24 protein-coding genes and 1 pseudogene are annotated in these 24,799 nt (G+C 36.7%); 6 read left to right on the top strand and 19 right to left on the bottom strand.

Annotated elements, in window-relative coordinates:
- Window positions 1–22: 22 nt before the first annotated feature.
- The 8 genes from HDC90_RS12125 to HDC90_RS12160 all read right to left on the bottom strand — a co-directional run bounded on the left by HDC90_RS12125 (window position 23) and on the right by HDC90_RS12160 (window position 8,597).
- Window positions 23–721, bottom strand: a complete 699-nt coding sequence (locus HDC90_RS12125; protein WP_184466686.1) for a LytTR family DNA-binding domain-containing protein — start codon at window positions 719–721, stop codon at window positions 23–25.
- Complete coding sequence (locus tag HDC90_RS12130; protein ID WP_184466688.1) at window positions 718–1,785, bottom strand: sensor histidine kinase; 1,068 nt, start codon at window positions 1,783–1,785, stop codon at window positions 718–720. Before HDC90_RS12130 ends, HDC90_RS12125 begins: the two co-directional genes overlap by 4 nt.
- 116 nt (window positions 1,786–1,901) lie before the next feature.
- Entirely contained in the window at window positions 1,902–3,125 is a 1,224-nt protein-coding gene (locus tag HDC90_RS12135; protein WP_184466690.1) for an ABC transporter permease, read from the bottom strand.
- A gap of 12 nt (window positions 3,126–3,137) precedes the next feature.
- Window positions 3,138–3,884: an ABC transporter ATP-binding protein gene (locus tag HDC90_RS12140; RefSeq protein WP_221451840.1), complete on the bottom strand. Its 747-nt coding sequence runs from the start codon at window positions 3,882–3,884 to the stop codon at window positions 3,138–3,140.
- A complete protein-coding gene (locus HDC90_RS12145; RefSeq protein ID WP_184466692.1) occupies window positions 3,884–5,077 on the bottom strand; it encodes an efflux RND transporter periplasmic adaptor subunit in 1,194 nt (397 codons plus the stop codon). The genes HDC90_RS12140 and HDC90_RS12145 overlap by 1 nt, the downstream gene beginning before the upstream one ends.
- Before the next feature lie 44 nt (window positions 5,078–5,121).
- Window positions 5,122–6,417, bottom strand: coding sequence for a TolC family protein (locus HDC90_RS12150; RefSeq protein WP_184466694.1), 1,296 nt, complete (start codon window positions 6,415–6,417; stop codon window positions 5,122–5,124).
- A gap of 317 nt (window positions 6,418–6,734) precedes the next feature.
- Window positions 6,735–7,757, bottom strand: coding sequence for an LD-carboxypeptidase (locus tag HDC90_RS12155; protein WP_184466696.1), 1,023 nt, complete (start codon window positions 7,755–7,757; stop codon window positions 6,735–6,737).
- A 678-nt stretch (window positions 7,758–8,435) separates the two neighbouring features.
- Window positions 8,436–8,597, bottom strand: coding sequence for a hypothetical protein (locus tag HDC90_RS12160; protein ID WP_158273016.1), 162 nt, complete (start codon window positions 8,595–8,597; stop codon window positions 8,436–8,438).
- 347 nt (window positions 8,598–8,944) lie between these two features.
- On the opposite strand from HDC90_RS12160, the gene HDC90_RS12165 reads away from it, so the two are divergent.
- Window positions 8,945–10,243, top strand: a complete 1,299-nt coding sequence (locus HDC90_RS12165; protein ID WP_184466698.1) for a DEAD/DEAH box helicase — start codon at window positions 8,945–8,947, stop codon at window positions 10,241–10,243.
- A 165-nt stretch (window positions 10,244–10,408) separates the two neighbouring features.
- Here the strand turns inward: HDC90_RS12165 and HDC90_RS12170 are convergent, their stop codons facing one another.
- The 4 genes from HDC90_RS12170 to HDC90_RS12185 all read right to left on the bottom strand — a co-directional run bounded on the left by HDC90_RS12170 (window position 10,409) and on the right by HDC90_RS12185 (window position 14,459).
- Window positions 10,409–11,686: an OmpA family protein gene (locus HDC90_RS12170; RefSeq protein WP_184466699.1), complete on the bottom strand. Its 1,278-nt coding sequence runs from the start codon at window positions 11,684–11,686 to the stop codon at window positions 10,409–10,411.
- 236 nt (window positions 11,687–11,922) lie between these two features.
- Window positions 11,923–12,585 (bottom strand): YdeI family protein, encoded by a 663-nt coding sequence (locus HDC90_RS12175; RefSeq protein WP_184466701.1) that lies wholly within the window; start codon window positions 12,583–12,585, stop codon window positions 11,923–11,925.
- A 91-nt stretch (window positions 12,586–12,676) separates the two neighbouring features.
- Entirely contained in the window at window positions 12,677–13,207 is a 531-nt protein-coding gene (locus tag HDC90_RS12180) for an RNA methyltransferase (protein ID WP_167294433.1), read from the bottom strand.
- A 94-nt stretch (window positions 13,208–13,301) separates the two neighbouring features.
- Window positions 13,302–14,459, bottom strand: a complete 1,158-nt coding sequence (locus HDC90_RS12185; protein ID WP_184466703.1) for a galactokinase — start codon at window positions 14,457–14,459, stop codon at window positions 13,302–13,304.
- Between the two features lie 76 nt (window positions 14,460–14,535).
- Between HDC90_RS12185 and HDC90_RS12190 the strand changes: the two genes are divergently transcribed.
- Both HDC90_RS12190 and HDC90_RS12195 read left to right on the top strand, forming a co-directional pair.
- Window positions 14,536–15,585 (top strand): aldose epimerase family protein, encoded by a 1,050-nt coding sequence (locus HDC90_RS12190; RefSeq protein WP_184466705.1) that lies wholly within the window; start codon window positions 14,536–14,538, stop codon window positions 15,583–15,585.
- Window positions 15,586–15,675: 90 nt separating this feature from the next.
- Window positions 15,676–15,982 (top strand): annotated as a pseudogene (locus tag HDC90_RS12195) (DUF1398 family protein).
- A 166-nt stretch (window positions 15,983–16,148) separates the two neighbouring features.
- Here HDC90_RS12195 and HDC90_RS12200 read toward each other — a convergent pair.
- The 4 genes from HDC90_RS12200 to ribD all read right to left on the bottom strand — a co-directional run bounded on the left by HDC90_RS12200 (window position 16,149) and on the right by ribD (window position 19,608).
- Complete coding sequence (locus tag HDC90_RS12200; protein ID WP_184466706.1) at window positions 16,149–17,009, bottom strand: nucleoside phosphorylase; 861 nt, start codon at window positions 17,007–17,009, stop codon at window positions 16,149–16,151.
- Between the two features lie 75 nt (window positions 17,010–17,084).
- Window positions 17,085–17,699, bottom strand: a complete 615-nt coding sequence (locus tag HDC90_RS12205; RefSeq protein WP_184466708.1) for a YigZ family protein — start codon at window positions 17,697–17,699, stop codon at window positions 17,085–17,087.
- Entirely contained in the window at window positions 17,686–18,555 is an 870-nt protein-coding gene (locus HDC90_RS12210) for a DMT family transporter (RefSeq protein WP_184466710.1), read from the bottom strand. Before HDC90_RS12210 ends, HDC90_RS12205 begins: the two co-directional genes overlap by 14 nt.
- Entirely contained in the window at window positions 18,556–19,608 is a 1,053-nt protein-coding gene (gene ribD, locus HDC90_RS12215) for a bifunctional diaminohydroxyphosphoribosylaminopyrimidine deaminase/5-amino-6-(5-phosphoribosylamino)uracil reductase RibD (RefSeq protein WP_184466713.1), read from the bottom strand.
- A gap of 80 nt (window positions 19,609–19,688) precedes the next feature.
- On the opposite strand from ribD, the gene prmC reads away from it, so the two are divergent.
- A complete protein-coding gene (gene prmC / locus HDC90_RS12220; protein ID WP_184466715.1) occupies window positions 19,689–20,576 on the top strand; it encodes a peptide chain release factor N(5)-glutamine methyltransferase in 888 nt (295 codons plus the stop codon).
- A 119-nt stretch (window positions 20,577–20,695) separates the two neighbouring features.
- On the opposite strand, the gene xerD is transcribed toward prmC, so the two are convergent.
- The gene (gene xerD / locus HDC90_RS12225; protein WP_184466717.1) at window positions 20,696–21,595 is read right to left on the bottom strand and encodes a site-specific tyrosine recombinase XerD; all 900 of its coding nucleotides are present in this window, start codon (window positions 21,593–21,595) and stop codon (window positions 20,696–20,698) included.
- Window positions 21,596–21,644: 49 nt separating this feature from the next.
- On the opposite strand from xerD, the gene aroQ reads away from it, so the two are divergent.
- Window positions 21,645–22,061, top strand: coding sequence for a type II 3-dehydroquinate dehydratase (gene aroQ / locus HDC90_RS12230; protein WP_184466719.1), 417 nt, complete (start codon window positions 21,645–21,647; stop codon window positions 22,059–22,061).
- 193 nt (window positions 22,062–22,254) lie between these two features.
- Here aroQ and HDC90_RS12235 read toward each other — a convergent pair whose 3' ends face one another.
- Window positions 22,255–23,268: a glycosyltransferase family 2 protein gene (locus HDC90_RS12235; RefSeq protein ID WP_184466721.1), complete on the bottom strand. Its 1,014-nt coding sequence runs from the start codon at window positions 23,266–23,268 to the stop codon at window positions 22,255–22,257.
- A gap of 6 nt (window positions 23,269–23,274) precedes the next feature.
- Window positions 23,275–24,147 (bottom strand): lysophospholipid acyltransferase family protein, encoded by an 873-nt coding sequence (locus HDC90_RS12240; RefSeq protein ID WP_184466723.1) that lies wholly within the window; start codon window positions 24,145–24,147, stop codon window positions 23,275–23,277.
- Between the two features lie 39 nt (window positions 24,148–24,186).
- Between HDC90_RS12240 and HDC90_RS12245 the strand changes: the two genes are divergently transcribed.
- The gene (locus HDC90_RS12245; RefSeq protein WP_184466725.1) at window positions 24,187–24,798 is read left to right on the top strand and encodes a WbqC family protein; all 612 of its coding nucleotides are present in this window, start codon (window positions 24,187–24,189) and stop codon (window positions 24,796–24,798) included.
- The last annotated feature ends 1 nt before the right edge of the window (window position 24,799 follow it).

Here is a 24,799-nt window from a genome sequence, read left to right on the forward strand (position 1 = left end):
ACAATATATATGATAAATGCTTTTATTTTATCAACTTTTCAATTACCTGTTTGTAACTATCGCTTACAGGTAACTCCTTATCCGATATAAATAAAGCATTTTTTCTAATGGATGTTATTTTGTTGATATTTACGATAAATGATTTATGGATCCTCTCGAAATAAGTGGGCAGTTGTTCTTCTATATTTTTCATGCTCATGCGTACCACCGCGGCCCTGGGGCTGGTTGAAGTATGGATCTGAATATAATCTTTAAGCCCTTCAACATAAGTAATGTCTGCGAAACTGATCTTCATTAAGCTATAACCCACATTTACGAACATGTAATCACGCTTGGGGAGATTGGTATGTTCCGCTGACTGCCTAAGTTCGTAAAGATCTTTGGCTTTATTACATGCTTTCATAAAACGCTCGAGCGATACCGGTTTCATTAAATAATCTATCACATCAAGAGCAAAACCATCCAAAGCATATTGTTTATAGGCAGTTACAATAATTACCATTGGCTTTTTAACCAAACTTTGGATAAATTGTAAACCCGTAATACCCGGCATCTGGATATCGATAAAAATGAGATCTATCGATTGTTCCTGCATAATTTTATTAGCAGCAAAAGCATCATCACAGCTAGCTACCAGCTCCAAAAACGGAATACGGCTAATGTTATCAGCGAGTAACTGCAGGGCTAAAGGCTCATCATCAATGGCTAAACACTTTATCATACCGTTAATTTTAAACTGAGGTTTACATTAAACCAGCCCTCTTTTTTTTCTATTTTCAGGTGGTGGTTTTTTCCATATAGCAGGTTTAAGCGCCGGCTCACATTTGCAAGACCAATGCCCGATGCGCCATCCTTTATTTCATTTTCATCTTCGTTGAATTTATTTCTCACTTCAAAGGTCAAGAACTCATCTTCTGTTTTTAAATCAATAAATATTTGTGGGGTTTCGATCATCGCGACACCGTGTTTAAAGGCATTTTCGATAAATGGTATCAACAACATCGGTTCTATTTCATCAAACTCACTTTCAATTTCGATGTTTGTTTTTATCGCTACTTTTTTGCCAAAACGTTGTTTTTGAAGATCGATATAGGCCTGCAGGTATTCTGTTTCTGTTTTGATCGATACTTTTTCTTCGTCGGTTTCGTATAACATATATTGCATCAAACCCGATAATTTCATTACTGTTGGCTCCAATTCGCTGCTTTTTAACCTTACCAGTGCCACAATATTGTTCAGCACATTGAAAATAAAATGCGGGCTAATCTGTGAACGTAAAAATGAAAGTTCGGTTTTCATGTTTTCCTGTTCGCGCTGTAAAGATCTTTTTTCTTCCTTGATCCGGTCAGAAATCATCGTAAAAGCGGTGCTGGCTGCTATGGTTAATAAAAAAGAAGAGGTGTTGAACCAAAGGGTTCTGCCGAGGTTGAAATTAAAATCGGGCAGTAAAATCCTGAATAATATAGAATGAATGGTGATGGATAGGAGTAAACAGCCGATAAACAATAAACCATACCACAAGTATCTTTTTTTATAGAAGAATGAAGGTATTAAAACCTTATTATTTAGATAAAATACAGCGATTAGGTAAAAGTAATTGATGAAATTTAAACGTAAAAACTGGGTTTCTTCATCATTACTTAGTGGGCGGGGCGGGCGACTTCTGTTCAAATTAATAATATACGGTAATGTGATCAAAACTACCCATACAAAGATATGCAGTGAAATTTTTATCCATTTTTTGGAGAAATTAATCGTCATTATTTTTTCTTTGGCGCTTTGCATCACTAAGTTATTATTTATTATGTTCTTTCAGCATTTCTATCAATCTGAATTTATCCAATGCGATAATATTAAATGCTTTGAGATCCCAACAGCTCGTATCCTGATGTTGGTTGTCGTTATTCATATCTTAATGCATCGATAGGATCTAAGTTTGATGCTTTCTTTGCAGGGTAATACCCAAAGAAAACACCTGTAATGGCACACACAACAAAGGAAATAATGATTGAAGATTCAGCAATTAAAATTGGCCAGTTTAAGAAATAGGAAATGAGGTATGCTGAACTTATCCCCAGAACTACGCCAATAATTCCGCCAGTAATGCTGATTAAAATAGCCTCTATTAAAAATTGCATCAAAACATCTTGTCCACGGGCACCGATAGACATACGAAGACCGATTTCGCGAGTGCGCTCGGTTACCGAAACATACATAATATTCATAATCCCAATACCACCAATAAAGAGTGAAATACCTGCAATAGCAGTTAAAAGAACAGTTAACATACTGCTGGTAGAACTGATCGTGCTGATTAATTCGGCCTGTGTACGTACCTGGAAATCGTCTGTTTCTGCTGCAGTTAACCTATGGCTTTCTCTTATGGCTTCCGATATTTCGGTTGTGGCAGCGGCGCTCGAAGCCTCCGTTGTTGCAGAAGCATAAATACTCTGTAGATAATTAGTTGCGGTAATCCTTTTTTGTACAGTAGTGTAAGGAGCGACGATAATATCGTCCTGATCCTGTCCGAAATTACTTTGTCCTTTAGGCACTAAAACACCTATTACCTGGAAAGGAATATTTTTAAAGCGTATAATCTGACCGATTGGGTTACTTCCATCAGGAAATAGATTATCGATAACTGTTTTACCTAAAAGACAAACTTTTGCAAAGCTTTTTACATCATTTTCAGAGAAAAGAATACCATCCTGAAGTTTTAATTGGCGGATGTTCAAATAATCTGGACTCACTCCGGTAATGGTAGTTGGCCAGTTATAACCACCTTTAATGGCCTGTCCGTTAGTGGAAACCACAGGCGATAAACCATTTATATTTTTGGATTGCAGTTTTTTAATAGCAGTAATATCTTCTAGTTTTAAGGTCTGAATACTGCTTCCCTGCAAACGCACACCTCCAGGTTCATTGCTTTGGGGCATAATGGTAATCATATTCGAGCCCATTCCTGATAATGAAGACTTAATACTTTGTTTCGAACCCTCACCAATAGCCATCATGGCAATTACCGCAGCCACACCGATAATGATACCGAGCATGGTTAAAAAAGCACGTAGCTTATTTCTTTTTAATGCCCTAAAGGCAATCTTTAATAAATTTATAATGCTCATGATCTTCTCAAATTAGTAATCATCAGATTCTGGTAAACTGGCAAGTGCCTCTTTGGCCGAACGTTGATTTTGGTTAATACTGTCCTTTTGGATTTTCCCGTCCCTAAGCATAATGGTTCTGGTACTAAAAGCAGCAATATCAGGTTCATGCGTTACAAAAACAATGGTTTTTCCTTCTGCATTCAGTTCCTGCATCAAAGCCATAATCTCATAAGAGGTACGCGTATCCAGATTTCCGGTAGCCTCATCGGCCAAAATCATAACAGGATGATTAACCAATGCCCTGGCAATGGCCACACGCTGCTGCTGACCACCAGAAAGCTGACTAGGAGTATGATCAAAACGCTCAGCAAGTTTCACCGATTCGAGCGATTTTACGGCCCTTTCTTTACGTTCTTCAGCCGTGATGGTTTTATTATAAAATAAGGGTAGCTCTACATTTTCCAGCGCCGATGTTCTGGGCAACAGGTTATAAGCCTGGAAAACAAAACCGATCTTGGTATTCCGCAAACCCGCCAGTTCATCGCGATTTAAACCTTTAACATCTATGCCATCAAGTAGATAACTGCCTTCTGTTGGTTTATCTAAACAGCCCAATATATTTAAAAGTGTAGTTTTACCTGAGCCACTACTACCCATAATGGTTACAAATTCGCCGGCCTTAATATCAAAGGTGATACCTTTCAAAGCCCTTACGGTTTGATCGCCCATTACAAACTCACGTTTTAAATCGTGTATATCTAATATCTTCTGTTCCATTATCTTCTTCTGTTACCGCCTAGGCGTTTTGGCATAAAAGGACTAGATTGACCTTGTGCCGCCGCCTCGCTTTTACCCATGCGCTGTGAACCTGTAATCACTACATCTGCCGTTGCTAATCCTGATAAAACTTCAACATGTGTATTGTCGTTTATACCGATTTTAATTTTCTTCTGCACCAGTTCTTTCGGACTTTTTTGTACCCAAACATAAGCTTCGTCGGCTCCGGCCGGTTTTCTGTCTGGATTAACCCAGCTCATTTGATATTTACCTGCTAAAGTTGAATCCGGAGCAAATTTTATAGCTTTTGTAGGAATAAGCAAGGCATTGTTAACTTCTTTGGTGAAGATGGTAATGTTTGCCGTCATACCGGGTTTTAACTTATTCGCATCATTTGAAGTATTAATGATGGTTTTATAGGTAACCACATTTGATGAAACGGACGGACTTAATCTGATTTCTTGTATAATGCCTTTAAAAGTATCGTTTAAAAAGGCATCAACGGTAAATGTTGCCCTTTCACCTTTCGAGATGTCGCCCACATCTGCCTCATCCACAGAGGCTTCTACCTGCATTTTGGTCAAGTCTTTTGCAATACTGAAGATGGTTGGTGTGCTAAAGCTTGCCGCCACGGTTGTTCCTTCACTTACACTTCTAGAGAGTACCGTTCCGTCAATCGGAGAATAAATACTAGCCAGTGATAGGTTCTTTTGAGCCGATGCAAGTTGAGCCTTAATGCTGTTAACCGATGCTTTTGAAGCATTGTAAGTATACAGCGCATTGTCGTAATCGGCTTTACTTACCGCGCCAACTTTATACAAATTACTTTGACGACCGAAATTACCCTGTTGGTAAACCAAAGCACTCTGAGCACTGACCAAATTAGCCTGATATTGATTTACAGTGGCCTCAAATAAAGTTTTGTCGAGTTCGGCCAATAGTTGTCCTTTTTTAACCTTCGAGTTAAAATCGGCATAAAGCGTTTTGATGGTTCCCGAAACCTGAGTACCCACAGCCACCGTATCTACCGGTTGCACTTTACCTGTTGCTGTAACGTTTTCTGAAATATAACCCATTTTAGGTTTTTCTGTTTCGAGAACAACTACCTGTTCTTTTTTGCGCAAAGCGAGGTACCAAACTGCAAATAATGCAACTGCTATGCCGATGATAGTAAATATTGTTTTCTTTTTCATGATCAAATATTAATTGGACTAGGCGGTGGCCATCATCATATATTTTAATTAGTAATAGGAATTCCTGTATAAAAATTATAGATCTTGGTATAAAGGCTTGCTGTATATTTAGCCTGAACAAAGGCCTGTAAAGCCTGTACATATAAATTTTTCTGTTGAAGGTTTTCTACAATGTTGTTAGTACCTTCTTTTAATGCTGCATTTGAAATGCGTAGAGCCTCGCGGGTATAGTTAAACTGCTCTTGTGCTGCGGCATACTGGCTGTTTGCGTTTTGCACGTTAATGTAAGCACGTTCTACATTTTGAGTCAGTGTTGTTTTGGCATCTAAAAGTGATAGGCGGGCCTGCTCAATACCAATGTTAGCCTTGGCAACATTTGTTTTGGTGACTTTTCTATCAAAAATCGGAATTGAGAGTGTTAAACCTAAGTTTTGGTAAAAACTATTATTTAACTGATAGCCGTAACCGCCTACATTATTATTGCTATAACCTGTATTTAGCGATCCCCCTAAACTCAGCGTTGGACGTAAGGTTGATTTTGCTTTCTCAAGTTCGGTGGTTTGAAGCTGTATATTCAATTCTCCGCTTTTAATTTCCGGACGGGTACGTAGTGCCTGATCTTGTGCCGAAGCTAAATTATCCAATGCCGGGGCTACTGCAACGGTATCTGTTGCGCTTACTTCAAAAGGAGTAGATGTAGGCAATTGCAACAGTTGTTTTAAGGTTAAAATATTTTGCTGTAAAGTATTTTGTGCAGTAACCAAAGTATATTTATCATTGGCGTAAGTGGCCTGCAACTGCAACAAATCTTTTTTGGCAATGGTTCCAAACTTATATTGTTGCGCTGATTGTTTAACCTGGGCTTCGCTGGTAGTCAACAGATCTTTTAAATAGGTGATGTTTTCTCTGGCCAATAAAATATTCAGATAAGCCTGGGTGATGGAAATAGTAATATCATTTTGGGCTGCTTCTACTGATAGATTTGCGGTTTGCAGGCTGAGTTCTTTAGACTTGATGTCGTTTTTTAAATAACTTCCATTGTACAACGTTATCTCTGAACTTAAGCCAAAACCACTGGTGTTTTGTAAACCCGATTTATAATTGGTAATAGCTTGCGAAACATTTCCAGATAAATTTGGCAGTACAGCGGCTTTTGAAGCGATTAAATTTTGCTCAGCCGTTTGAGAACTCAGCTTTAAGGTATTGATACTGATATTTTTTTCTTTAGCATACTCGATTGCCTTTTTCAGATCCCAAACTTGTGGGATATCCTGAGCTTTGATTGCATAAGGCGCTACAAGCAAAATGAGTACGACAATATATTTGATGTATCTGCGCATGGCGAATAAATTTTGTGTCTATAGAACTATTGAACACAAAAATATATCCGGTTAAGGCCACGTTTTTACAATTGAGACCAAGGAGGAAAATGCTGAGACGAAAGCTTAAAACTTTGAGATGAGTTGATTTTAGCTTTTAATGGGAAAAAGTTGGTTTGTATGGTATTTTGATCATGATAAAGCTCGTCATTTCGAGCGGGGTACAACACAGCCAAGAACCATGTAAGTGCTCAGCTAAGTTAAATCTATCAAGGTGTAGATCTCTCCATTCCACTACGTACCAGTCGAGATGACGAAAATACGAATGGTAAATTAAGCTAAACTGTTCGTAATACCGAGCCGGTTTCATTTACGATTAAAGTATGGTTAACACCGCATTTTAAGGCGAAATTATTTCGTTGGTGCCCCACTGGGAAATCAAAAGCAACAGGATAACTATATTCTTTTACTTTTTCCAAAACAATATCATAAACGGTTTTTCCAAATTCTTCCCCTTCATCATCAGGTTTAACCTTAAACCCCCCAACGATTAAGCCCTTAAGCTTTTTCAGCTTACCACTTCGCCTTAAATTCCATAACATTCTATCGATACTGTAGAGGTATTCGCCAGTATCTTCGATGAAGAGGATTTTATCTTTTGTATCTAAATCGGAATCGCTACCTGCTAAAGTTTCGATAATACTCAGGTTTCCACCAACCAAAATACCATCAACCTTTCCTTGCCTGTTATTAATATTAATAGGGGCAGTGTACCCCATTTGTTCGCCAATTAAAGCATTTTTAATAGATAGAATAGTTTCAATCTGTATAGGCTCGGCTTTACTCCAATCTTCTGGAAAACTATTGCACATTTTAGAATGGATAGATGCAATGCCATAATTTTTGGCCAGGTGGCAATGTAAAACAGTAATATCACTAAAGCCTATAATCCATTTAGGTTTCCTTTTAAATAAAGAAAAATCTAGTTTATCAATTATCCGTACAAAACCATATCCGCCGCGGGCGCACATAATAGCTTTAATTGTGGGATCGTCGAGCATTTGCTGAAAATCAGCTAATCGCTCGTCATCTGTTCCACCATAGGTAAAATCGCGTTTACCAATGGTATTGCCAACTTTTATGGTAAACCCCCAGCTTTGCATCTGTAAAACCGACGGCTGGATCTGCTCCTGGGTGATGTATCCTGCAGGACTTGTAATTCCAATGCTATCACCAGGTTTTAAATATGGAGGGATTTTAAATGATGACGTCTCACTTTCAACCGTATGGGCAAACGTTTTAAAAATGGGAAGTACAGTAGTAGCTGCAATAAACGAAGAAAGGAAATGTTTTCTGTTCATCTAAAATATAAATGTAATATCGATCAGACTAAGATATGATTTTAAATATTTGCATAAAAGAAAAGGGATTTATATCCATAAATCCCTTTTTAAACCAAACAAATTAATCTGTAAAAGATTAGTATAATGTGAATTATATAGATAACCAAGAATGAAATAAAATGTTTTGAGATTTTGAAAAAAGTTTTTGTCGTGCTGAGTGCAGCGAAGAATCTATTACTTACGTGTAGTTTTTTAATATGCTTAATGATTTGATTGCTCATAAAATAATTTTAAATTACTGTACCTGCTAAATAGCCCTGGTGGAAACGGAAATACTTTTTGGTTCCGTTGTATTGTATTTTAGAATTTTCCCAAAAAGATTGGAGTGAACAGCAGGAACAACCCTATACCATGAGCACTGAAACTGCGCTTCTAAATAATTAAAAAAGGTATAGTATGGATAGATATTCTTCGCCACGTTCAGGAGATGGCAACAGCTTTATAAAAGGTAAAGGCTACCCATCGCGGGTAGCCTTTGCTAACAACAAAACAAATATAAGATAACCAAATCTTGCCTGATTGAGCAGAATCAGGGTAAAGTGCTATGAGATACACTTTGCGGCCTAGTAATGGATTCGAACCATTATAGAGAGTTTATGAAACTCTAACCTTCCAATCGGTCAACTGGCCATGTTTTTATAATTGCTTTAACGCTAAATAATCTCTTAATTCTAAAATCTGTTCTTTATTTAAGCTATCTTCATCCTTTGCAAGCACTGGCTCATCTGTTTCTGTTTGTAACGGATAAATGAGTTTCGGATATTCATCTATAGCTGGGTACTGAAAATAAATCGACATGATTTTAGCGTTTCAATTGTTCAACATATTTTGTTAATGATTAATGTTGAGCAAATATAGAAATAAGTATATAATATCTATGGATTTAGTAGTATTTATTTTATAAAATATTTTAACTAATTCATTTTCAGTAAAATAATTTTCACATAAGCCACTGTTTTATTGGAGATATAAGCCTAAACTAGATAATCCGGATGGAAACAGCTTCGATTTTTATTCGCACCAAGTGGAACATAAGATTAAATTATTCGTGAAGTGGCAATAATCATTTCCAAGGCTTTAAATTCAAATTCAGAAAAGCTAATTATTTTAAGGATATTTGCAGTTCAAACATTAAAATAGTAATTGTGTCTTTAGATAAATTAAAACTTAGCAAACCACTTGTAGCGGCCATGACTGATGCAGGATTTTTAACCCCAAAAGAAATCCAAGCCAGAACAATGTCGCGCATTTTAGGTGGACAAGATGTTATAGCGGTGGGGCCAGAGGGTTCGGGAAAAACAACAACTTACGTTTTAGCTACTTTAATGAAGTTGAAATACGCTTTTGAGGAAGCACCAAGGGCTTTAATTTTAGTACCAGATGCAGCGCATGTAGATCATGTTCTGGAACAATTTAAGCTATTAAACCGAAACAGCACATTCAGGATTTTAGGAATTGATAGCCGAGGTGCTGTTGATACACAGATGAACGAAATTACAGATGGTTGTGATATTATAGTTGCTGTACCAGACCGTGCCCGTGCTTTGTACCTTAAATTAGCGTTAAACACCAATAAAATACAATTATTTATAGTGGATAATGCAGAGCTTATTGTTAAAAAAGGCCTGCAGCTACCGGTTGTAGAATTGGCTAACAGTGCTTATAAATCTCAGCATGTGGTGTTTACCGAGGTAATGCACGAGAAATTGAACCACATGATTTCGCCATTTATGAAAGATTCTACTGCGACCATCGAAGTAGATGAAATAGGCGAAAAGCAGGCAGAAGTTTATCAACAGATGCTTTATCAGGTACCTAATTTCAGAACAAAGCTTAACCTATTAACCTTATTGTTAAACGATACCGAGGTTTTTGATAAAGTTGTGGTTTTTGTAAATACACGTTTAACCGCACAAACGGTTTATAAAAACTTTAATCGGCATAAAGAAGGTGAGATTAGCATTTACCGCTCTTTGTTTTTTGACGATAAAGGCTATGACGATATTGAAGATTTTAAAGATACCCCAGAAGCAAGAGTTTTAATTGTAGCTAATGAGAATTTAGGCGAACTCAATATTGAAGGAATTCCTTTTATCCTGCACTTTGAGTTGCCTGAGCAGAAAGAAACATTAATTCAGCGCATTGTTAAGCATGGCGATGAAGATGTGGTAGCCATTACTTTTTCTACCGATATTGAATTGATTGAGGTGAAAAAAATTGAGCAGGCTATTGGCCAGAAATTAGAATTAATGGAGTTGCCTGAAGATTTAAAAGTGGTTGATGCTGCTGTTAAACCTAAGAAAAAGAAAGGTGCTGAAGAAAATGAAACTGCTGAGCGCGGTGCCGCTTTTCACGAAAAGAAAGCCAGTAACCTAAAAAACTACAATTATAGCGCGGGTACTAAAGCCAAAATGACTTATAAGAATAAGAAAGGATTGTCTTAATAATACAATCGCTCATAGAATCGTCCTCCTGAACTTGTTTCAGGATCTTTAGCAATTTTAAATATTACGTGATAGATACTGAAACAAGTTCAGCATGAGGATTGGTATGAAAAAAGCTCCCCAGAAATTAATCTGGGGAGCTTTTTTGTTAACCTTTATTTACTACTAGTATAAGGTAAACTCTACGCGACGGTTTTGCTGACGGCCGGTTGCAGTTTTGTTTGTTGCAATTGGTTGGTCAGGGCCGTAACCTGTAGCTTCAATTCTTGATGCATTTGCACCTTGAGATACTAAATAAGCTTTTACTGATTCAGCTCTCTCTTTAGATAAACGTAAGTTTAACTCTCTGCTACCAGTATTATCAGTATGACCAGCTAATTTTAAGCTAAAGTTTTTGTCTACCAATAAACCAGCAACGCGGTTTAAAGTTGCATATGATTTAGAACGGATAGTTGATTTACCTAAATCGAACTCCAAGTTAGAAATTGCATCTCTAACCACTTTACGATCTTCTTCAGTAATTACTTTGGTTTCTTTAATAATTTCGCGTTGAACTTTGATTGGGCAACCAGAACCATCAACAACTGTACCCGATGCAGTTCCAGGGCATTTATCAAATTTGTTTGCTACACCATCGTTATCATCATCACCCAAATCTTTAGCATATTGCTCTCTATCACGTTGTGCATTTTGCTCAGCAGTTGATAGTGCCCTTCTTAATTCAGCACTTTCTTCAGCACTTTCTTTGCGTAAGTTTGCTAATGAGCTATAGTTTTGCAATTGAGGTTTTTCTTTGCTACCTAATGCAAATTCTACACCAGCATGCGCATAGGCAAATCTACTTTTTGGTAATGATTCAGGAGATTTAATGAAGTTAACATCATAACCCAAATCAATATTGATTCCTTTAGCAACACCTAATTTAACACCAGCACCTACTGGAATAAACCAACCTTCTCTGCCTTTACTTTCGCTAACAACTGCACCGCTTGTACTGTAATCAGACGACATATAACCTGCACCACCTTTTAAATAGGGGATTAAAATTGCATTTTCGTTGTTAATATTGATATTAGCAACGTTAAAAACAGCGGTTAAGGCTCCAGACCATTGAACACTCTGTTCAAAATCAGTAGTTCCATTAGTCGATTTGATATCGCCTCTTAAAAAGTCAGCCTGCAAACCTAAAGATGGTAGAATTTGCTTTCTAATATTTGCTCCGTAACCAATACTTTTAAATTCTTTTGCATTAACACTTCCAGAACCGAAAATAGTATTAGGAGATAGTATACCTCCATGTACACCTACACTCCAGGTACGAAAAGATTTTTCTCCAAACCTAGCACCAGTTGTAGTGGAAGTTGGCGTTTCCTGCGCAAATAATTGTGATGATAAACCTAATAAAGCAACCAACATTGTTGATTTAGTAATTCTTGTATTCATGTTCTTCTATTTTGTAAATATTAGTCTCATAACAGTTTTTATATTGTACTGTTTTGATTCGACTAAGAAAAAATCCTGCCAAAAGCATTATTTTCTTACAAATAGCATATTATCAGAAGATTAGCTGAGTAAAATTATTTTATAAAAAAGTTACTTTCTATTTGGTACCACCCATTTTTTTGTACAGTATACTATACAAAAGCTAAATTCGGGCTCATTATGCAGTAGTTTAAATTCTACTTGTCTGACGGATTTTTCTTGTTGTTTAATAGCATCTCTATTGTTTTTTCGAGTCTGCTTATGCGCGTCTTTTCCTGTTTTGCAGATAAAAGCCAGAGCACATATTCTTTCCTGTGGCTGTAAGCGAGTTGGTTAAAGTAATCTAATGCTTTAGGATGGTTTTCTAAAGGGGTTCTTAAATCTTCAGGGAGTTTAACGGTTTTATTCACTGGATCTATATATTCACCAAACTCGTTGGTTTTAATGTGATCGTTCCGCATTCCAGATGGCTTAACTTCTGTGATGCGCTTCAGTCGTAAGGCTGTCCAGGTTTCGTTTACCGCTGCCGATGCACATGGTGTTAAACCAAAAACATCCAGTTCTTCCCAGTTTTTCATCAGATCAAGATCGGATTTGATATTTGAGGTTTTCTTTGGATAGAATATCCAGATAATGGTCTTGGCATCAATATATTCAAGGTTGTTTTTAATCTGCTTATCGAGTTGATCTTTATTTACAGTGAAAGCGATCAATACATTAAAAACAGCTTCTTCATTATATTTTATGATAACATCTGATGGGATATCGCCAAATATAGCACTCGCCAGCTCTGGAGCATTAACAACCTTAATCACATTACCAGGTTTTACCTGAAGTTTTTTTAAGAATAAATTTTCCATTTGATAAATAGTCAGAAGTCTGGGGTCCTGGGTAAGATAAATTAAAAAAACGCGATGTTCTCCGTGCTCTTTGGGTAAAAAGACGGATAAGTTACAACCTTAATTTAGCAAAGAAATCCCAGAAAACTATCCCTGCAGAAATCACAATATTAAAAGAATGTTTAGTTCCAAACTGTGGAATTTCGATACACTCATCAATTTTGGCCATTACCTCATCACTCACACCATCAACCTCATTCCCAAAAATCAATGCATATTTTTTATTTGGATCAGGCTGAAAAGTGTTTAACATGGTGCTATTCTCTGCTTGTTCGATAGCAACGATTTCATAACCTAAAGCTCTCAAGGTATCAACAGCCTGTAACGTATCTGTATAATGTATCCAATCAACAGATTGCGTTGCGCCTAATGCCGTTTTTTCAATCTCACGATGCGGTGGTTGGGCGGTTATACCACAAAGTATTACTTTTTCTAAAGCAAATCCATCTGCGGTACGGAAAACCGAGCCTACGTTGTGCATACTGCGAACATTATCCAAAACCACTACAACAGGTAGTTTTTCCTGTGTTTTAAACGCTTCAATATCCGGACGGTTTAATTCGTCTAATTTTAATTTTCTCATTATTTTTAAGGTGATTACAGAGATGCAGGGATTACACCGATACATCACATCTCTAATCTATGTTTATTCTAGTCTAAACGGTAGGCTAGGGGTATTAATCTGTTATTAAATACGGGCCACTGCCAATTCCGCTAACGTAAATAGCAGCAGGATAGCCAATCTTGTCTACATAATAATCAGTTAAATGCTTTGCAAAGTCTTCTTCAAAGCCTTTCTCTAACAAAGCTATTGCACAACCACCAAATCCGGCACCTGTCATCCGCGCGCCGATTACATGATTATACCCTGCACAAAAATCAACTATCGTATCCAGTTCTTTTCCACTTACTTCGTATAATGTTCGTAACGATTCATGAGAGGCATACATCAAGCGGCCAAACGCTGTTAAGTCTCCTCCATTTAATGTTTTAGCCGCTAAATGAACCCGATCGTTCTCTTTAACTACATGTGTAGCACGATTTAAAATAGTTTTATCGGTTATTACATGACTGTGCAAGGCAAATTTCTCAGCCGTTAATTCGCAAAGGTAACGAAGGTTTATTTCTTCATTTAATAGTTTTAATGCCGTTTGACATTCTGCAACGCGCTCATTGTACTTAGAATCGGCTAATTCACGCGACCTATTCGTATTAATGATGGCCAGCACATAATTGCCAAGGTCAACATCAACCATTTTGTATTTTAAGGTTTCACAATCTAAAACAATGGCTTTGTTTTTTTCTCCAAAAGTAACTGCAAATTGGTCCATAATACCCGAATTTAGGCCAATAAAATCATTCTCAACACTTTTAGCAATTTTAACAAGTGTTAATTTATCGTAACCCAGATTAAAATAGGTATTCAGAGCATAAGCAGTTGCTATTTCGATAGAAGCTGAAGAAGAAAGGCCTGATCCGATTGGAATGTTTCCGTAGAAGAGAAAATCTAAACCGTTAATTTCTTTACCGTCTTTTATAAATTCGTTGATTACGCCTATAGGATAATTCGCCCAAAGGTTACCATCTTTTTCGTTTATGGTATTGCTTGGTACTGCTGTTTGAACATCGAAGTTTAAACTTTTAAACCTGAATTTGTTATCGTTATTCGGGGCAATGGCTACCCATGTTCCTAATGAGATGGCACAGGGCATAACCAAACCACCATTATAGTCAATATGTTCTCCAATGAGGTTAACCCGGCCAGGTGTAAAATAAATGGCATCAGCTTTTTTATGGTATTGCTCGGCAAATTTTTCCTGAAGGTTAATGTTCATTTGGCTAAAATATATTTATAAAAAGCATTAATAATAGTATGTTTGTTTAGGAAACAAAAGCCCTAAGTTACAATTTATGAGCGTTCAGCAAATACCAACCGGAAAAATTATTGATGGCGAAGAAGTTATCGCAATCGAACTAACCAATAGCAAAGGCACTTACGTCAAAATATTTAATTATGGTACAATAATCAATAAATTTATAGTTAAAAATGCCAGAGGCGAAAAACAGGATATCGTTCTTGGCTTCGATACATTTGATGAATACCTCAATCCAGCGTATTTGGCAAACTACCCTTATTTTGGGGCTATAATTGGCCGATATGCCAATCGCATTAAAAATGGAAAGCTCATTATTGATGATGAAACCTATCAGTTGGCACAAAATGCTGGTACCGATACGTTGCACGGTGGCTTAGTAGGCTTTGATAAAAAAGTTTGGGATATTGTTGAAATTAATGATGGGCCACAACCTTCGGTTACCCTGCAATATGAAAGTGTAGATGGAGAGGAAAATTTTCCCGGAAACCTGGTTATTGATTTAACTTTCGAACTGACTGAAAATGATGAACTGATTTTAAGTTATGAAGCAGAAACAGATAAAGCTACTGCCATAAACTTAACACACCATAGTTATTTTAATCTGGCACCCGGGGGTGGAAATATCAAAAACCATAAACAACAGATTTTTGCTTCAAACTATTTGGAGCAAGATGATAATTATTCGGTAACGGGTACATTAATTGCTGTTGAGGGCACACCTTTGGATTTCACTAAATCAAAAAAAATAGGGCAGGATTGGAATGAAGATGAAGGCTACGATCAAACGTTCGTTTTAGATAAGATTTATGGCGATTTATCGCTGGCCAGTAAAACAATTGAGGATGAAAGCGGTTTAGTTTTAAGTGTATACACTACAGAACCGGTAGCTCATTTATACACGGCGAAATATTTAGGGGTAAAGAACGGTAAGGATGGAAAAGATTATGACAGTTATGGGGCCTTTTGTGTCGAAACGCAACACCATCCAAATGCTGTTAATATTCCAACATTTCCCAATACCATTTTAAGACCAGATGACTTGTATACGCAAACAACAATTTACAAAGTTTCATTAAACAGATAAAATATGTTCACGATCGAAAACATCCAGGCAGCAGAATCAAAAATTAAAACTGGTGCAGATTTTCCTCAGTTTATAAAAGAAATTAAGGAAATGGGTGTTAAGCGTAATGATGTTTATGTCAAACGGCTTATCTATTTATTTTGATGATGAAGATAATGCTCAACAGGCAAGCCCTGATGCATACCCAACGCTAACGGTTAATACAGCATCATCTTCTGATAAACTCGCACATGCGTTGAAAATACACCAAAAAGGCGAAACAGATTATTTTACATTTTGCAAACAGGCAGCAGATGCGGGAGTAGAGAAATGGGTAATCGATCTGGACGAAATGACCTGTAGTTATTTAGATGCTGAAGGGAACGAACTGGTAAAAGAGACCATTCCAATAATATAGTAAAACGCATAAAAAAGGGCCGAAATTTCGGCCCTTTTTTATTACGCTGCGATCGTTACCAACCGAAGTAAAACGTAGTGAAGAGATCTTTTAGTAAAATCAGTAGTTTTGTGATGTTACGCCATCGCTTTAAGATTGCTTCATGCCTGGCGTTGATGATTTAGCGTTAAATCCTTTCCAATACCATTTTTATTGCTTGCTCTACAATTTTGTTCGGTTCTTTGCTAAATTCGAACTTCATGCGGCTGGCCAAAATCGCATTTATCGAAATGGCGTTGTGACCTAAAACTTTGGCCAAAGCATAAATTCCTGCGGTTTCCATTTCCAGATTGGTAATGCGGTGTTGATTGCTCTTAAAACTATTGATTAAGCCGATAAAATCGGGAACTGCATTTTTTGCACGCACAATTCTACCCTGTGGTGCATAAAAACCAGGTGCAGTGATGGTTATACCCTTGGCCATATCTTTACCAATAGTATTTAATAGTGTTTCACTTGCAGCCGTTAAATAGGGGTTAATATTTTTAAGGTGACCAAAATGAGCCTTAATATCATCCATCAAAAGCTGTTCGTCACCAGATAATTTTTGGAGATAATAATTCATTAAAGCATCCATTCCCAAGCCATAAGACGAAGCTAAAATAGTTCCCATCGGAATATCTGGTTGAACAGCACCAGAGGTACCCACTCTGATGATATTTAATGAGGTAAGTGCTGTTTTAATTTCACGGGTTTCAAAATCAATATTAACAAGTGCATCTAACTCATTAAAAACGATATCAATGTTATCTGTTCCAATCCCTGTTGAGAGTACCGTAACACGTTTTTTGCCTACGTAACCAGTATGGGTAACAAACTCGCGTTTACCTTTTTTAAATTCTATTTTATCGAAATATTTGCTTACTTCGCCAACGCGATCAGGATCGCCAACGGTAATTATCGTATCGGCAATATCTCCAGGTAAAAGGTTCAGGTGGTATATGCTGCCATCAGGATTGATGATTAAGTCACTTTCGGATATTTTCATATTTGGTTTGTATTTGTCTGCAGGTTTCGCTAGCCGATATAGTTATACTTGTTTATTATATTATCAGCGTTTTTATTAAACAGTTTGCAGGTATTTTAATTTAACACCTTCAATTTTATCAAATTTACTTAAAACCTGATTGAGTTGTGCTTTTCTCACTTCAAATTTCAATATACAATCTGTATCAAATTGTTGGCCTAAGATCTGTAGATTTTCTTCTTTGCTTAACTTCATCACCTCATTCATTTGCAAGTATTCGAAATGCACTTCATAAACATCATTAACTGTTTTACTAATAATTGTAGCCATCTTAATTGATTCTATACTAGCAGTTTTATATGCATTAATTAAACCAGGAACACCCAATAATGTGCCCCCGAAATAACGTACAACCACAATTAAGATATTAGTCAGATCTTCTGATAATAAACAGTTCAGAATCGGCCTTCCCGCCGTACCCGAAGGTTCGCCATCATCGTTAACCCTAAAAACAGATCGATCTGGCGTTAGGCGATAAGCATAACAAAAATGCCTGGCTTTGGCATGTTCTGCACGTAGATTAGCGATAAGTGGTTTTACTTCTTCCTCACTACGGATTGGATAAGCATAGGCAATAAATTTGCTGCCCTTATCTCGAAATATACCTTCTGAAGTACTTTCGATGGTTTTATAAGAATCATCGAACAGCATTTTGTGATAGCGTAATGAAGATAACGGCTACGATCGCCAAAATTATACCTGCATAATTTAATCTGCTCAACTTTTCTTTAAATGCTATTATTCCAATTAGGGTACCTGCAATAATTACCCCTAAATTCATAGCTGCAAAAACGGTAGATGGATTTTCTGCCAGTGCTTTATGCGCCTTCATGTAAAAAAAGATATTGCCAAAATTGAAAAAGCCTAAAATGAATCCGCACACCACATTTACCAGTTGTATTTTTATTTTGCCAGCCATTACCATCGAAATTACGATAAGTAATGAAACAACAAATGCCAGGCAAAAAACAGCAAAAAGTGAGGTGGTATAAGGCAATTCCTTATATAATGCAATTTGTTTAAAAAGTACATCGATTACGCCAAAACCGACAAAAACCATCACTGGATAAATTAGCCCCTGTTTACCGGCTTCTTGATGATCGGATTTCCGAAGAAAAGTGAAGAAAATAGCCACAAAACCTATCGCCAGGCCTATAATTTTTAGGTTATTAAAATCTTCTTTAAAAATAAAATAAGCCGCCAGCACCGGAATAAATAATGATAAACGTTGGGCTATGTCGGTTTTAACAATACCAAGGTTTTTTACCGATGCAGCCAGGAATAAAAATATCGACGGTAATAGAATAGCTAGTGCAATATAAATAGGCCATGGTGCAGCAGACGTGATCAGCTTAACATCAGGCTTAAAAAAAAGAAAACATAAGCTTAATGCAGCAAAGTAATTGATAGTAACGGCCTGAATAATGCTGATCTGGTACCGTTTTGCCAACTTTAATAAAATGGCTACAGTAACACTACAGCAAATGCTTAAAACAATGTAAATCATTTATTTGATGTCGTTTAGATAGATAGAAAGTTTGTCATTTCCAATTTGTACTGTTTCCTGCAGATTACCATTAATGTTTGGAGAAAAAATCCCATCGGTCCAACTGCTAGATGAAGTAAAAATACGCGCTTCATCCCATAGGTTAGTACTTAAAAATTGATTTAAAATATTGGCGCCACCCTCAATAATGACCGATTGTATATCCATGAGGTAGAGCTGAAAAGCGATTTTTTGCGCTAAATAAAATTGCATATCTTCCATCTGGATATAATGGATATTGTCAATCACATCAGTTTTAACCTCATTGAAGATAATGGTTTTTGCCTCTGAATTGAAGATGTGGTTAGTTACCGGTACCTGGAGGTTCTTATCAATTACCAAACGGATCGGGTTTTTACCTGGCCATTCTCGTGAAGTTAACTGCGGGTTATCCATTATGGCAGTTTGTTTGCCGATCAGGATTGCATCTTCTTCGCTACGCCATTGATGCGCCAAACGTTTGGCCAAAGCGCCGCTGATCCATTTCTGATGACCATCCTTTGTTGCGAAATAGCCATTCGCGGTTTCGGCCCATTTTAAAATGATATATGGCCGTTGTTTTTGTATCCTCGTAAAAAATCTTCTGTTAAAATTGCGGCATTCATCATCTAAAATCCCACTCACCACTTCAATTCCTGCATTTTTGAGTTTCTCGATACCTTTACCGTCAACGCCTGAAAAAGGATCTCTATTGCCAATAACCACTTTCTTTAGCCCGTGTTTTATCAATAAATCGGCACAGGGCGGTGTTTTTCCAAAATGCGCGCAAGGCTCCAGGTTAACATAAGCGGTAGCCTGTTTCAATAAATTTTCTGCCTCATTACCATAGGTATCAAATACCGCTTTAATGGCATTGGGTTCGGCGTGCGATTTTCCATATTCCTGATGATATCCTTCTCCAATAATTTTGTCATCTACAACAATAACACAGCCAACCATTGGATTCGGACTAACATTCCCCAAAGCTAAGACCGCCAAGTCAAGACAACGGTTTATATAAAATTCATCGCTCATTAGGGCAAAAGTAGTAAAAAAAGAGTCATGGCCTTATCAAAAGAGTGCTGTTATCATCTCAATTAAGTAATTTTGTAAATATGAAGATAGGAGAACTAGCGGAGCATTACGAAGTCGAACTTGAGCCTTTATACGATAGTAATGAAGCAAAAGCATTATTTAGTATTGCGGCCGAGCAAGTTTTGGCTTTATCTTCAGCTAAACTGATCATACAAAAAGAGACTGATATCAGCTTTATTAATATACAGAAACTTTTGAGCATCCTTAACGACCTGCAGATCGGAAAACCCATTCAACATATTTTGGAAGAAGCCCATTTTTATGGTGCTGTATTTAAAGTTAATGAAGAGGTGCTTATCCCGAGACCAGAAACTGAAGAATTGGTTGATTGGATCATTTCAGACAATAGTTCGCAGTTTTCAGTTAACACTAACCATAAAATTACCATTCTTGATATTGGAACAGGCTCTGGATGCATTCCCATCATACTTAAAAAACATTTAGCAAAAGCTGAAGTAGCTACATTGGATGTTTCTCCTAATGCCATTGCTATAGCCAAAGAAAATGCGAAACAGCTAAACATGACGATCAAGTTTATTGAAGCTGATATTTTGACTTTCCAATCTGAAGAAAAATTTGACATTATAGTAAGCAATCCACCTTATATCAGAGATTTAGAGAAAGCTGATATGCACAATAATGTATTGGTTTACGAACCCCATTTAGCATTATTTGTTCGTGATGAAAACCCGTTAATATTTTATAAAGCCATTGCTGACTTTGCGAGAACAAACTTAAAACCTAATGGACAACTTTATTTCGAGATTAACGAATATTTAGGTAAAGAAACCATTGAAATGTTAGCTTCTAAAGGATTTATTGATATTGAGTTAAGAAAAGATATGCAAGGGAAAGATCGGATGGTTAAAGCTAGAAGTCCGATGTTGGAGGTCAGTAGCCGGAAGTAACCGAGCTATGGTATTGGGCATTCTCCGTTCGTCCTCCTGCACTTGTTTCAGGATCTAAATTGAAGGAATACAGCGTCGACGGATTACATTAAAGATGTTTTAGTCTTTCTGCTCTTCAATTAAGATCTCGGATGAAATTGTGTAATTACCTCTCTTAAATAATCACGATCGATGTGGGTATAAATTTCTGTGGTGGTAATGCTCAAGTGACCAAGCATTTCCTGTACGGCGCGTAAATCAGCTCCCCCTTCAATTAAATGTGTAGCGAACGAATGCCTTAAGGTATGAGGGCTTATTGTTTTCTTTATTCCTGAAGAAATAGCCAGACTCTTAATCAGGTTAAAAATTGAGATACGGGAAAGTTTAGCACCAAAACGGTTTAAAAAAATAAAATCTTCGTTCCCTTTTTTAATATTTGCATGTACCCGAACCTCGTTAATGTAAATATCCAGCAGTTTTAAGGCTACGCTTCCGATAGGCACTAAACGCTCCTTATTTCCTTTTCCAATTATCTTTATAAATTCGATCTTTGGATACAGATTTGATATTCTTAATTCGGTTAATTCAGTTACCCGTAAACCGCAGCCATATAAAACCTCCATAATGGCTTTATTACGCATTCCATCTGGTTTTGAAGCGTCGATAGCAGCTATAAGTTCATTAATCTCATAAATATTCAAAGTATCGGGCAACTTTCTACTGAGTTTTGGCGCATCAAGTAATGTCGTGGGATCATTTGAAATCACGTCTTCTAGCATTAAATAGGCAAAGAAAGCTTTTAGTCCTGATATTACGCGTGCCTGTGTACTAGCTTGCATACCCAGCTCATTCAGCCATGAGATAAAGGATTTTAGATCAGTTATACTAATATCAGTTAACAGAGGCGCTTTATTCAAAGATTTAAAATACTGAATCAATTTATCAATATCGCTTAGATAGGCATCAACAGAATTGCCAGATAACGACCGTTCTAACTTTAAATACGATTTAAATCCTTTAATATATGATGGCCAAAGCATGCTTTTATTTGAGATTTTTTATAACATTGCAACGTTACAACATTATATTATGAAAATACAAATTATTAACGGGCCAAACTTAAACTTATTAGGTGTGCGCGAGCCATCTATTTATGGAAACACCAGTATTGAAGATTATATCAAAGAGTTAAAAACGATTTATCCAAATATCGAAATTGAATATTATCAGAGTAATGTTGAGGGCGAAATTATTAATAAACTGCATGAAGTTGGTTTTAGTTATGATGGGGTAGTACTAAATGCCGGCGGTTATACACACACTTCAGTTGCTATTGCTGATGCGATTGCAGCTATTAAAACTCCAGTAGTTGAGGTGCATATATCTAATATTTATTCCCGCGAAGAATATCGTCATGTTTCTTTAACCGGTAAAAACTGTCAAGGTGTTTTAACAGGATTTGGTATAAAGGGATATCGTTTAGCTATTGAAAGTTTATTGATCTAATCTATCCTCATATTACAACTGTCAGATGGCAACATCTGACAGCACTATAATAAAAACAGTCGTCATTCTCGCGCAGGCGGGAATCTTAAAACTTATGCATTACGATTATTCATAAGTTTTCTTTTTTTAAAGGCATTCATGAGCACTACGTGGTTCCCAATTGAGTTGGGAATGACGATTCGCAACTTACGTCTTATTTTAACTTCGAAAAATATTTAATTTTCTTAATAAAAAATGCCCAAACAACACTGTTGTTATACACTCCAGTATGTTGGCTATATGTTTTTTGAACAGCTTTCCGTTTTTTATTGGTTTTAGAAAGTGATTTTAGAAAATGCCAATGACCTTTGCTTACTGCCATTGTAAATTTAGGTTTTCCGGTTAGCAAAAAATGCCACCATGCAATAAAATCAATAAACATCCTAATTGTTATTCGGAAAATAGCATCACTGGCAGGTAGATTTTTCTGCATAATGATCAGGTTATTCCTGAAATTGAGATAAGTTTTAAATGGATTCTCTGTTTGTAGTGTTCCGCCGCCAACATGATAAACTTCGGCATCCGGACAGTACATAATCTTGTAATTCAGATTCTTTAAACGCCAGCACAGATCTATTTCCTCCATATGTGCAAAAAGATCGGCATCTAAGCCACCTGTTTCTCGCCAACATTTGCTTTTAATAAAAAATGCGGCTCCACTTGCCCAAAAAACTTCTGTTGTATCATTGTACTGACCATAGTCAAACTCATATACATTAAACAGCCTGCCACGACAGAATGGGAAAGAATAGATATCCAGATAACCTCCGGCTGCACCAGCATATTCAAATTGTTCTTTGTTTAACTGCCATTTAATTTTAGGTTGCGCCGCAGCAATCTGTGCATCGCTTTCCATCAAATCGATCACAGGTTTTATCCAATTGGGGGTTACCTCTACATCCGAATTGAGGAGTATAAAATAATCTGCCTCAACACGTTCTAAAACCTTGTTATAGCCTCCTGCGAAACCATAATTCTGGTCGTTCTGTATAATTTTAACAGTAGGAAAGTTTTCTTGTAAAAATAAAACAGAATCATCAGTAGAGGCATTATCGCCCACCACAATTTGGAGATTATCATACGCAGAAAGCAAAATTCCAGGTAAAAATTGCTTTAAATATGTTTTTCCATTCCAGTTTAAAATTACAACAGCTACAGATGGGTTCATTCTTTTTTATTCGGGTTTAAATTTCCAGCGTTTATGGCTCCAAAGCCAATATTGCGGCTGTTCTTTAATAATATTTTCTAAAAACTTAAAGTGCAGATCAGTAATCTCGAATTCATGCATTCGTTCCGGATCCAGGCACATGGGCAAAACTTCTATATGGTAGTAGCCTTTTTTAACTACATTCACTTTAAAATAATATATTGGTCTTTTAGTAGATTTTGCAATTTTTTCTACGCCTAAAAGTGCGGCAGTAGGCTGATGTAGAAAATCTACAAAATATTTGGTTTCTTCTCTGGTAGGCGATTGGTCACTTGCAAAACATAAAAGTGTAGGTATGTTTTTATAAGCGGCTATCCCGCGCAACGTTTGCCGCATAGGCATAAAAACATTTCCATACTTGGTCCGCATACAATCAAACCAGGTTTCGAAAATTTTATTTTTAATGGGTTTAAAAATGACCATGGTTTTGGCTGATATGCTCAAGCCAAGCGCTAATGTACCTAATTCCCAGTTGCCATAATGGCCGGTACAGGCCAATACACTTTCTCCTGTTTTAAAATGATTCTCCAATTGTTCCAAACCAGTAAACTTTACCCTTTTTAAGATTTCTGCTTTCGAAATACTGGTCATTTTAATGATTTCGAAAATAAGTTCGGCCAAATAGAGGAAGAATTTTTTCTCGATAACTTTAATTTCGGCCGAAGATTTTTCAGGAAAAGAATGGGTTAAATTCTGTCTGACAACTTTTTTTCTATAGCCTATTATGTAATAAAGCAGATAATATAGTAATCTTGCAAAAAAAAAGAGCAAAGATAAAGGCAGCAGCGATAACAGGTATAAAAAAAATACGCCCACATGTGCAATCCCTCTTTTAATCATTATTTTTAAAACGTTTCAACTACAAACATAAATTTTCAAATGCAGAATACAGCTATACTTCCTTTATTTTATCTTCCACCGGTGGGCTATTTTAGTTTATTACAAAAACTGGGGGAGGATTTTTTAATTGAAAAACACGAGCATTTAGCGAAGCAGACTTACCGTAATAGAGCCAGTATTTATTCTCCCAATGGAAAACTAGATATTACCGTTCCGGTGGTTAAAGGCTCAAAAACACATACGCAAATGAAAGATGTACGGATTAGTTATGATTTTAAATGGCAACGTTTACATTGGATGAGCTTAGAAAGTTGCTATAGAAGTTCGGCCTATTTTGAGTTTTATGAAGATGAGCTTTCGCGGTTTTATAATCAAAAATTCGAATTCCTTTTCGATTATAACCTCGAACTGCTAGAATGGCTGAGCAAAAAGTTAAAACTTAACAAACGCTTCCAAGTAACTACTGAGTATTTTGACAATACCGCCCCTGAGCTGGATTTTCGTACCATTATGAACCCTAAAAAAGAGGAGGATATTGTAAACAATAAGCCATATTATCAGGTTTTTGAAGATAGACATCAATTTTTACCCAACTTAAGTATTGTTGATTTGTTGTTTAACCAGGGCCCGCAAGCCCGGCTATATTTATAAA

Origin of the sequence: Pedobacter sp. AK013 (genome assembly GCF_014205835.1) — a bacterium.
Classification (GTDB): domain Bacteria; phylum Bacteroidota; class Bacteroidia; order Sphingobacteriales; family Sphingobacteriaceae; genus Pedobacter.